The organism is Nocardia sp. NPDC004604 (assembly GCF_040609795.1).
Lineage (GTDB): Bacteria > Actinomycetota > Actinomycetes > Mycobacteriales > Mycobacteriaceae > Nocardia.
In genome coordinates this window covers 1-12,103 of the sequence record NZ_JBEXLC010000115.1, presented here as the reverse complement: position 1 = coordinate 12,103, position 12,103 = coordinate 1, and the positions used below count along the sequence as shown (strand labels likewise).

Below are 12,103 nucleotides of genomic sequence, written 5' to 3'. Positions count from 1 at the left end.
ACCGATGGCCGACAACGACGAGCTGCGCCGGTATCTGAAGAAGACCGCGAAGGAGCTCTACGAGACCAAACAGCAACTGCGCGTGCTCACCGAACGGTCGCGGGAACCGATCGCGATCGTCGGTATGGCTTGCCGGTATCCCGGTGGTGTGCGCTCCGCCGCGGATCTGTGGCGCATGGCCTCGGACGGTGTGGATGCCATCGGGGACTACCCGACCGATCGAGGGTGGGACCTGGAACGGCTGTTCAACCCGGATCCCGATGTGCCGGGCGGCATTTACACCCGTGACGGTGGGTTCCTCGACTCCATCGGCGAGTTCGACGCGGCCTTCTTCGGAATCGGCCCGCGTGAGGCCGCGGCGATGGATCCGCAGCAGCGCCTGATGTTGGAGGCGTCCTGGGAGGCGTTGGAGGATGCGGGTATCGACCCGGTGTCGTTGCGCGGCAGCGACACCGGCGTCTTCGCCGGCGTCGTCCATCAGAATTACGGTCCCCGCATCGGCTCGCCGAATATCACCGCCGAGACCGAAGGCCATGCCTACCTGGGTGTTTCGAACGCGGTGCTGTCCGGTCGGATCGCGTACACATTCGGTTTCAAAGGCCCGGCCATATCGGTCGATACCGCTTGCTCGTCGTCGCTGGTGGCGTTGCATCTGGCGTGCCAGGCGCTGCGGCAGGGCGATACCTCGCTGGCGGTGGCGGGTGGGGTGACCGTGATGTCGGATCCGTCTTTGCTGATCGCATTTGCGCGTCAGCGTGCCTTATCGCCCGATGCGCGCTGTAAGGCCTTCGCGGAGGCTGCCGACGGGACCGGTTTCTCCGAGGGGCTCGGCGTATTGGTGTTGGAGCGGTTGTCGGACGCACAGCGGCTCGGTCACACCGTGCTGGCGGTGGTGCGTGGCAGTGCGGTCAATCAGGATGGTGCGAGCAACGGCTTGACCGCGCCGAATGGTCTGTCGCAGGAACGAGTGATCGCGGCCGCATTGGCGAACGCCGGCCTGGCCCCGTCGGATATCGACGCGGTCGAGGCGCACGGTACCGGCACCATGCTCGGGGATCCGATCGAGGCGCGGGCATTGATCAGCGCGTATGGCGCGCGGCGCGAGGCCGCGCCGTTGCGTCTGGGGTCGTTGAAGTCGAATGTCGGTCACACCTCGGCTGCCGCGGGGGTCGGCGGCGTGATCAAGATGGTTCAGGCCATGCGGTACGGCGTGTTGCCGAAGACGTTGCACGTGGATGCGCCGACTCCGCATGTGGATTGGTCCGCGGGTACGGTGCGGCTCCTGCAGGACAGCGAGCCGTGGCCGGCGGGGGATCGGATCCGGCGAGCCGGGGTGTCGTCGTTCGGAGTCAGTGGTACCAACGCCCACCTCATACTCGAGGAAGCGCCCGCCCATCCGGCCACCGCTCCGTCCGCAGACGAGGGCGAACCGGCACCGGCCGCGAAACCCATTGTGGCCGATGTTGTTCCGTTGCTGATATCGGCCAAGTCCGACGAGGCCCTGCGTGCCCAGGCGGATCGACTGCGGCAGTGGTTGATCGACGATCCCGACGTCGATGTGCGGGATGTGGCGTATTCCCTGGCAACGTCGCGGGCACAGTTGGACCGGCGTGGCGCGGTCGTGGGGCGTGACCGGGACGAACTGCTGGCCGGACTGGCGGATATGGTCGCCGGTTCGCACGGCACGATCGAGGGGAAAGCTGGTTCCGATAGGACGGCGTTGCTGTTCACCGGGCAAGGCGCGCAGCGGGTTGGTATGGGAGCGGGCCTATATCGGGCGTTCCCGGTGTTCGCGGCGGCGTTGGACGAGGTGTGCGCGGAGTTCGATCCGTTGTTGGGTCGGCCGCTGAAGGACCTGATGTTCGCCGATGCCGAGGGTGTGCTGGATCGGACCGAATTCACCCAACCGGCATTGTTCGCGTTCGAGGTGGCATTGTTCCGGCTGATCGAATCATTCGGTGTCACACCGGATCTGCTGATCGGGCATTCGATCGGCGAGCTGGCGGCGGCGCATGTGGCCGGGGTGTGGTCACTCTCGGACGCCTGCTCGCTGGTGGCGGCTCGGGGCCGGTTGATGGGTGCCTTGCCGGCGGGCGGTGCAATGCTCGCGGTGGCGATCGGTGAAGGACCAGCTGTCGATATCGTCGCCGATTTCGCCGACCGGGTGTCGATCGCGGCGGTGAACGGTCCGTCGTCGACGGTGCTGTCCGGGGACGACGAGGCGATCGATGAGGTCGAGCGGCGGTTGTCCGCCGAGGGTGTGCAGACGAATCGGTTGCGGGTCAGTCATGCGTTTCATTCGGCGCGGATGGATCCGATGCTGGCCGAGTTTCGTGCGGTGGCCGAAAGTGTGGGGTATCGGTCGCCGCGTGTGCCGATCGTGTCGAACGTGTCCGGTGAACTTGCCGGGAATGCGGTGACCGACCCGGAGTATTGGGTGCGGCAGCTGCGGGGTTGTGTCCGGTTCGCATCGGGTGTGGACACTCTGGTCGCGGCGGGTGTGCGACGGTTTGTCGAGGTCGGACCCGATGCGGTGCTGGCGGCAATGACGCGTGGCTGTCTGGCCGAGAACCCGGAGGTCGAGTCGGTGTCGTCGGTGACGGCGGCTTCGCGGCGGTCGGTCGATGAGGCGGAGCAGTTCGCTACTTCGCTGGCGCAGGTTCATGTCGCGGGTGCGCGGGTGGATTGGCGTTCGTGGTTCGCGGGTCGTGCGGCACGTCGGATTCCGTTGCCTACCTATGCCTTCCAACACCGCCGGTTCTGGTTGTCCGGTGCCGTCGACGCATCGCCGTCGTCGACGGATCATCCGATCCTGACCGGTGTGGTCGGGTTGGCGGGTACCGACGAATGGTTGTTGACCGGCCGGTTCTCGTTGCGGACTCATCCGTGGATCGCCGATCACCTGACCTACGGCGTGGTGGTTGTGCCGAGCGCGACGTTCATCGAGTTCCTCCTCGTCGCGGGGCGTCGGATCGGTTGTGGCGCGGTGGAAGAGCTCACGCTGCAGGCGCCGATTCTGCCGACCGCGGACGACGAGGTCGAGTTGCAGGTGCTGGTGCAGGCGGCGGACGAGTCCGGGCGGCGTCCGTTCGATTTCTATTTCCGCAAGTCCTCCGATGCCGAATGGATCCATAACGCCACCGGTGCGTTCGGGGCGCAGCGTAACAGCGCGGAGCTCCTCGAGGGGGGGTGGTCGGGTGACGGGTGGGCTGGTGATTCGGCGTTGCTGTCGCGGCTGCGGGAGGAGCAGTGGCCGCCGGTCGATGCCGAGGTTGTGGACAGCGCGCGGATTCCGGAGCGGATCGCGAAGCTCACCGGGCTCGAATACGGTCCGGCGTTCGTCGGTGTGCGTGCCGCGTGGCAACGCGATGACACGGTCTTCTCCGAGATCGTGCTGGACACCGACGCGGCGCCGCAGCCGGGACGGCACGACCTGCACCCCGCGCTGCTGGATCTGGTCATGCACGCGGGGTTCTCCGGATTGCTGTGGCGCGATGCGGATTCCGATCCCGATACCGGCAGGTTGCTGTTCCGGTGGGGTGGTGCCCGTTTCCACAGGTCGGCAACGGATGGCGGGCAGTGGCCGGCCGAGGTGACGTCGCTTCGGGTCATCGCGGTCGCGACCGGATCCGAGACCGTGTCGGTCGCGACTGTCGATCCGGACGGCAATCCGATCGTATCGATCGACGCGGTGGTGATGCGTCCATATGACGTGCAGGAATTCCGGAGCGGTCTCGGCGGTGACGAGGCGGGCCTGTACCGGGTGCGCTGGGAGCCCACCGCGGAGTCGGGTGCGAGAGACGGCCGACCGTCCCTGGCGATGCTCGGGGACGCGACGGTGGCGGGGATCGACACGGAATACGCGTCGATCGCCGATATCGTTGCGGCCGAGCGTATTCCCGGTGTAGTGGTGTGGCGAGCGACCGAGCCGCTCGCAGCAGGTTCGGCCGTCGATGGGCCGGGATCAGTGCGGGCTCGCGTGCACGGCGTGTTGGCGACGGTGCAGTCCCTGCTCGGTGAGCAACGTCTGTCCGATGTCCGAGTGGTCGTGGTGACGACGGGCGCCGTTGGCCTGCCCGATGAGACTCCCGATCCGGCCGCGGCGGCGGTGTGGGGACTGGTGCGCAGCGCGCAGTCGGAGCATCCGGAACGGTTCGTCCTCGTCGACGAGGATCCGGACCGGCCACTGGATGCCGACCGCATCGCGGCGGCCCTGCGGTCGGGCGAGCCGCAGATCGCGGTCCGTGGTGCGCAGCTTCTGGTTCCCCGGCTGGTGCGCGCATCCGCTTCCGAGAATCCGGGGCTGCGACCGTCGTTCGGAGATGGGACCGTGCTGATCACGGGTGGGACGGGTGGACTGGGTGCGTTGTTCGCCCGCCATCTCGTTGCCGAACACGGCGTGCGCAGTCTCGTATTGACCTCGCGTCGGGGGCCCGACGCGCCCGGCGCCGCCGAGCTGGTTGCCGAATTGGCGCAGGCCGGGGCCGAGGTCCGGGCCGTCGCGTGCGATGTCGCCGACCGCGTCGCGGTGCGCAACCTCCTGGAGACAATCGATTCCGACGCCGCACTGACCGCTGTCGTGCACACCGCGGGAATCCTGGACGACGGCACCATCGAATCGCTGACCGCCGAACAGGTGGACCGGGTGCTGGCGCCGAAGGTCGACGGGGCCTGGCATCTGGATGAGCTGACTCGTAGCCTGAATCTGTCTGCGTTCGTGGTGTTCTCGTCGATCGCGATGGTGCTGGGCTCGTCGGGACAGGGCAACTACGCCGCGGCGAACGGCTTCCTGGACGCGCTGGCGCAACGGCGGCGGGCCGCCGGTCTGGCCGCCACGTCGCTGGCGTGGGGACCGTGGAACCAGGGCAGCGGTATGACCGGCGGCCTGGACCGCGCCGCCCTCGCGCGGTGGGATCGTTTGGGTCTGAGCCCGCTCGAAAGTGCCGAAGGGGCAAGTCTTTTCGACGATGCGCTGGCTCACTCGGATGCGTGTCTGGCGCCGATCCGGTTCGATGCGGGCGTCTTGCGTCGCGCATCCGATGTCGATGTGGTTCCGGCGGTGCTGCGCGGATTCGTGCGGCGTTCGAGCCCGACGCGACCGGCGCCGGTCGCCGCGGCGGCGGGCTCGCTGGCCGCCCGGTTGGCGGGTGTGCCGCAAGCTCGGCGCAGCGAGGTAGTGCTGGAGGTCGTGCTCACCGCGGCGGCGGCAGTGCTCGGCCATGATTCGGCCGCAGACATCCGGCCCGACCAGCGCTTCGACGAGATCGGTTTCGATTCGCTGGGTGGCGTGGAGTTCCGGAACCGGCTCGGCAAGGCCACCGGCCTGCAGTTGCCATCGACGCTGGTATTCGATCATCCGACCCCGGCGGCGGTGTCGAAGCTGGTGCAGTCCCGCGTCGAGCCGACGGTGGGCGAACCCGTCAAGAAGGTTGTCCGCCGAGTCCGGGCCGCTGAAACATCGCAAGACGCGCCGATAGCGATCGTGGGCATGGCCTGCCGGTTCCCCGGCGGGGTCGAATCACCGGACCAGCTATGGGATCTCGTTGCTTCCGGAACCGACGCGACCGGCGATTTCCCGTCGGATCGGGGCTGGGATCTGGAGCGGCTGTTCGACGCGAATCCGGACAAGCCCGGTACCGTCTACACCCGACGCGGCGGATTCCTCTACAACGCGGGCGATTTCGACCCGGGATTCTTCGGGATCGGTCCACGGGAGGCATCCGCGATGGATCCGCAGCAGCGTCTGCTGTTGGAGGTGTCCTGGGAAGCTTTGGAGGACGCAGGCATCGATCCGACGTCGTTGCGGGGCAGCGACACCGGGGTGTACGCCGGAGCAGGCTATACGGGCTACATCGATCGGGTGGCCGGTGACCTGGAGGGCTACCGACTCACCGGCACCACGAGCAGCGTGGTTTCCGGACGGGTCGCCTACGTCCTCGGTCTCGAAGGCCCGGCGGTCACCGTGGACACCGCATGCTCGTCGTCGCTGGTCTCGCTGCATCTGGCCTGCCAAGCGCTGCGCCAGGGGGAGAGCTCGCTGGCGCTGGCCAGTGGTGTGACGGTCGCGGCCAGTCCTTACCTCTACGTCGATTTCGCGCGGCAGCGCGGTCTCTCGCCCGATGGACGGTGCAAGGCGTTCTCCGCGGCGGCCGATGGCGTCGCCTTCGCCGAGGGCGTCGGTGTGCTGGTGCTCGAGCGGCTCGCCGACGCCCGACGGCTGGGGCACAACGTCCTGGCCCTCGTGCGCGGAACGGCGGTGAACCAAGACGGCGCGAGTAACGGCTTGACCGCGCCGAATGGTCCGTCACAGGAACGGGTGATCGCGGCGGCGTTGGCGAATGCCGGGCTCGAGCCGTCGGATATCGACGCGGTGGAGGCGCACGGTACCGGCACCACGTTGGGTGATCCGATCGAAGCCCAGGCGCTGATCGCGGCGTATGGGCGCGACCGTGCGGAACAACCGCTGCGGATCGGATCGATCAAGTCGAATATCGGCCACACCGTGGCCGCGGCAGGTGTCGGCGGGGTCATCAAGATGGTTCAAGCGCTGCGATACGAAACCCTGCCGAAGACGCTGCATGCGGACGAGCCGAGCCCACATGTGGACTGGTCCGCGGGCGATGTCCAGCTGTTGACCGAGGCGCAGCCGTGGCCGACCGGCGAACGGGTCCGTCGGGCCGGTGTGTCGTCGTTCGGTGTCAGCGGCACCAACGCGCACGCGATCCTCGAGGAAGCGCCCGCCCAGTCGGTCGTCTCGGCACCGGCTGCCGACCGCCCGAGCACGGTGGTGCCCTGGCTGGTGTCGGCCAAGAATGAGACCGCCCTCCGGGCACAGGCCGCGAAACTGCAGCAGTGGCTGGTCGATCACCCCGACGCCGATCCGGTGGAGGTGGCATATTCGCTCGCGATGACACGTGCGCAGCACGAGTCACGGGCGGCGATCCTGGGCGGTGATCGCGACGAACTGCTGGCGCGGCTGGCGACGCTCGCCGCCGGATCTTCCTCGGCCGGAGTGGTTTCCGACACGGCGGGCTCCGGGAAGACCGCCTTCCTGTTCACCGGTCAGGGCGCGCAGCGGGTCGGTATGGGCGCGGGTCTCTCCGCTGCCTTCCCGGTATTCGCCGCAGCGCTGGACGAGGTGTGCGCCCGGTTCGATCCGCTGCTCGGATTTGCCCTGAAGGAAGCGATGTTCACCGGACACCTGATCGACGATCAGGGAGTCGCCACGGAGACCGGGATGCTGGATCGGACACGACTGACCCAGCCCGCGCTGTTCGCGTTCGAAGTGGCGCTGTATCGGCTGCTGGAGTCGTTCGGAGTTGTCCCGGATGTGTTGATCGGGCATTCGATCGGTGAACTTGCCGCGGCGTATGTAGCCGGTGTGTGGTCACTGGAAGACGCCTGCGAGCTGGTCGCGGCACGAGGACGGCTGATGCAGGCGCTGCCGGAGGGCGGCGCGATGCTCGCGGTCGCCGCCTCCGAGGCCGAAGTCGGCACGGCGATCGCCGGATTCGGTGATCGGGTGTCGGTGGCAGCGGTGAATGCGCCTGCGGCCGTGGTGGTCTCGGGTGACGAGGACGTCGTCGACGAGATCGATCGGCAGTTCACCGAGCGGGGGCGCAAGACGAGCCGGTTGCGGGTGTCGCATGCGTTCCATTCCCATCGGATGGAGCCGATGCTGGCCGAGTTCGAGACCGCAGCGGCGGGAGTAACCTACAACGCCCCACGGATTCCGTTGGTGTCCAATGTCTCCGGCCGGATCGCCGGTGACGAGATCCTGGATCCGGGGTACTGGGTATCGCAGGTGCGCGCCGCGGTGCGTTTCGCGCCCGGTGTCGAGACGCTGGTGGCGTCGGGCGTGCGCCGGTTCCTCGAAGTCGGACCCGACGCGGTGCTCGCGGCGATGATGCGGCACACGCTTCCCGAGGATGTCGAGGCTCGATCCGTGGTCGCCGCGGCGGCTCGCCGGGATCACGACGAGGTCGAGCAGTTCCTCACGATGCTCGGCCAGGCGCACACCGCCGGGGTGGCTGTCGACTGGGCTGGGCTGTTCCCCGACCGGATGTCACGAGTTGCCCTGCCCACCTATGCCTTCGAACATCGGCGGTACTGGCTCGAACCCGGCGTCGGGGAGCCCCGCAATGCGTCGGAGCACCCGCTGCTCACCGACGTGGTGCGAGTGGCCGACCGCGACGAGTGGCTGTTCACGGGGCGGCTTTCGCTGCGCACCCAGCCATGGATTGCCGACCACACTGCCTACGGTGTGGTGCTCGTCCCGAGTGCCGCGCTCATGGAGATGCTGCTGGTCGCGGGTCGGCGGATCGGATGCGACGCCGTCGAAGAGCTCACCCTCGAGGCGCCGATCCGCCCTCCGGTGGATGGCGATGTCGAACTGCAAGTACTGGTGCGGGAACCGGACTCCGCGGGACGTCGATCGTTCACGTTCCACTACCGCCTCACCGGCGCCGCCGACAGCGAATGGACGCGCAACGCCAGTGGCGTATTGAGCGGTCAACAGCTGATCGACATCGGACTCGTGGACATGCTGCGAAACGAGCCGTGGCCGCCGGTGGACGCCGAACCGGTGGCCGCCGACTGGATTCCGGCCCAGCTGGCGCGTGTCGCCGGACTGGAATACGGTGCCTCGTTCATCGGCATCGACGCCGCATGGCGCCGTGGTGACACGATCTTCTCCGAGGTCACCCTGAACCAGGAAATCCCGGCCGAACGGTTCCAGCTGCATCCGGCGCTGTTCGACATGGTGATGCATGCCGGACTTGTCCATTTGGTCCGGCCCGACGATAAGAGCAACCCTGCTGAGGTCGAACTCCCGTTCCGATGGGGCGCAACGCAATTCCACACCACGTCCAAGGTCACGACGTTGCGGGTGATGGCCATTCAGCGCAGCAGCGAGGCGATCAGTGTCGTGGCCGTCGACCAGGACGGAACTCCGGTCGTTTCGATCGACGAAGTGGTCATGCGCTCCTACGACATCCGGCAGTTCCGCGCCGATCCGGCGGGCGGACGGGCGGCGCGGTATGGATTGCGCTGGACGGCGGTCGGGATGCCCGACGGACTCACCCCGACCGGGAGCGCAGCCGTGCTGGGTGGCGCACAAGTGGCCGGAGTCGATGAGCGGTATCCGGATCTGGCGACGCTCGCTTCGGCTCCGACCGTTCCGGATGTTGTCGTCTGGCCCGAAGCCGCTGCGCTGCACGAGGATTCGCAGCCGTCCGCGCGTGATCGGGTGAATGCCGCCCTGCACCTGGTGCGAGGCTGGCTGGCCGACGAGCGATTTGCACGGTCTCGCCTGGTTGTGGTGACCCGAGGTGCGGCAGCCCTGCCCGATGCGGCGCCGGATACCGCATCGGCAGCGGTATGGGGGCTGCTGTGCAGCGCTCAGGCCGAATATCCGGAGCGGATCGTGCTGCTGGACGGAGACGAATCCGGTGGTGCGCAGCATATTTCGGCCGAACAGATCCGAGTGGCGATCGCGACCGGAGAGCCGCAGGTGGCAGTGCGGGGCGATCGCATCCTGATACCGCGGCTCGAGGCGGTCACGAGCGCGGCGGCCGAGAACGTATCGTTCGGGTCCGGGACGGTGCTGATCACCGGCGGGACCGGAGGATTGGGCGCGCTGGTGGCCCAGCACTTGGTCACCGCGCACGGTGTGCGACGACTGCTGCTGGTATCTCGCCGTGGCGAGCGTGCGGACGGCGCGGCGGAACTCGCGGCGGAGCTGTCCCGACTCGGCGCCGAGGCGCGGGTCGCCGCCTGCGATGTCACCGACCGCGACGCACTTCGGGATCTGCTGTCGGGCATTCCCGCGGAGCACCCACTCACCGGTGTCGTGCACACCGCGGGCGTGCTCGACGATGGCACGTTCCGCACGCTCACCAGCGACCAGATCAATCGGGTATTCGCTCCCAAAGCCGATGCGGCGTGGTATCTGCACGAACTCACTCGCGATATGAAGCTGTCTGCGTTCGTGATGTTCTCGTCGATTGCCGGAATGATCGGTTCAGCGGGGCAAGCGAATTACGCTGCCGCGAACAGCTTCCTGGACGCCCTCGCTGTGCAACGCCGCGCCGAAGGACTACCGGCACTCGCACTCGCCTGGGGTCCGTGGCAGCAGGACATCGGCATGACCGGTGTGCTGGATCGCAACGCCATGAACCGGTTGGAGCGACTGGGACTGGCCCCGCTGGAGCGCACCGACGGCCTGCGGTTGTTCGATGAATCACTGACCACGGCCGCACCGGTGTCGGCATTGTTGCAGCTGGATACCGACAAACTGCGCCTGGAAGCGCATACCGGTCAGGTACCGGCAGTGCTGCGCGGGTTCGCTCGCGTGCACGGCCGGTCGGCCACGACATCGAGCGCTGAACCTTCACTCGGGCAGCGTTTGCACGGTGTGGCGGAGGCGAAGCGACGTGGGGTCGTCCTGGACCTGGTGCGGCAACACGCGGCGGCGGTGCGCGGTTACGAGTCGGCCGACGACATCGGACCGGAACGCGGCTTCAGCGAACTCGGCTTCGACTCCCTGGGCGGAATCGAGCTCCGCAACCGGCTTTCGAAGGTGACGGGGCTGTCGCTGCCCTCGACCTTGGTATTCGACTACCCCACCGCGGGAGATGTCGCTGACTACTTGCTGGCGCAGACCGTGGCTACGACGCCCGCGCACCTGACGTCTGTGGTGCCCGACGACATCGCGCGGCTCGAGGCTCTGCTCGAGCGGATTATCGCCAACGGCAGCGATAGCGATGAGACCGTCGCCGGATTGCGGGGTGTCAACGAGCGCCTGCGCACCTACCTGACCGGCAAGTGGTCGGACGGTGCGTACGACGATCTCGAATCCCATTCCGACAGTGAGCTCTTGGATCTGATCGACGAGGAGTTTGGCCCAGCATGAGCAACCCCGGCACCAGCAACGAGGAACGGCTCAGTCGGTACCTGCGGAAGGTCACCGGCGATCTCCGCGCCGCCAACAAGCACATCCACCAGCTGCAAGAGCGTGCCAACGAACCGATCGCGATCGTCGGCATGAGCTGCCGATATCCGGGCCATGTCGAAACTCCGGCGCAGCTGTGGGAGCTGGTCGCTTCCGGTACCGACGCCATCGGTCCCTTCCCGACCGACCGAGGCTGGGACCTCGAGCGCCTGTTCGACACCGACCCCGATACGCCGGGGACTGTCTACACCCGGCAAGGTGGATTCCTGGATGCGGTAGCCGATTTCGATGCGGGATTCTTCGGAATCGGTCCGCGCGCGGCGATGGCAATGGATCCGCAGCAGCGCCTGTTCCTGGAAGCAGCATGGGAGGCATTGGAGGACGCCGGTATCGATCCGGTGTCGCTGCGCGGCAGCGACACCGGTGTGTTCGCTGGCGTGATCCACCAGGACTACGGCCCCCGCGTGGGTTCGCCGGGCCTGACCGCCGAGGCGGAAGGCCATGCCTACCTCGGGGTTACCACCAGCATCCTATCGGGGCGTGTCGCCTTCACCTTCGGTTTCAAAGGTCCGGCAATCTCGGTCGACACCGCGTGCTCGTCGTCGTTGGTCGCCCTGCACCTTGCTTGTCAGTCGTTGCGTCAGGGCGAGAGCTCTCTCGTCCTAGTTGGTGGGGTCACCGTGATGTCCGACCCCACCCAGCTGCTCGCCTTCGCTCGGCAGCGTGCGCTGTCCTCGGATGCGCGGTGCAAGGCATTCGCGGCAGCGGCGGACGGGACGGGAATCTCTGAGGGCCTCGGCATGCTCGTGGTCGAGCGGCTATCGGATGCACGCCGTCATGGCCACCACGTCCTCGCGGTCATCCGCGGCAGCGCGGTCAACCAGGACGGCGCCAGCAACCGGCTGACCGCACCGAACGGTCCTTCGCAGGAAAAGGTGGTTGCGCAGGCCCTCGCCAACGCCGGTCTGACGCCCTCCGACATCGATGTGGTCGAAGCACATGGCACCGGCACTCCCCTCGGCGACCCGATCGAGGCGCAGGCGCTGATCGCCGCCTACGGTTGCAATCGCAGCGGAGATCCGCTGCGTATCGGTTCGCTCAAGTCGAATATCGGACACACCTCCGCCGCAGCCGGCATCGGCGGTGTGATCA

At 67.5% G+C, this 12,103-nt stretch carries 2 protein-coding genes; both read left to right on the top strand.

What is annotated here, in order from left to right:
• The first annotated feature begins 4 nt into the window (after window positions 1-4).
• Window positions 5-10,912, top strand: coding sequence for a type I polyketide synthase (locus ABZW16_RS32020; RefSeq protein ID WP_354959826.1), 10,908 nt, complete (start codon window positions 5-7; stop codon window positions 10,910-10,912).
• The coding region (locus ABZW16_RS32015; RefSeq protein WP_354959825.1) for a polyketide synthase at window positions 10,909-12,103 on the top strand (1,195 nt) is incomplete at its 3' end. The genes ABZW16_RS32020 and ABZW16_RS32015, both read left to right, overlap by 4 nt.

Coding starts and splice junctions, on each gene's coding strand:
- ABZW16_RS32020 (WP_354959826.1), top strand. CDS start 5: ATGGCCGACAACGACGAGCTGCGCCGGTATCTGAAGAAGACCGCGAAG.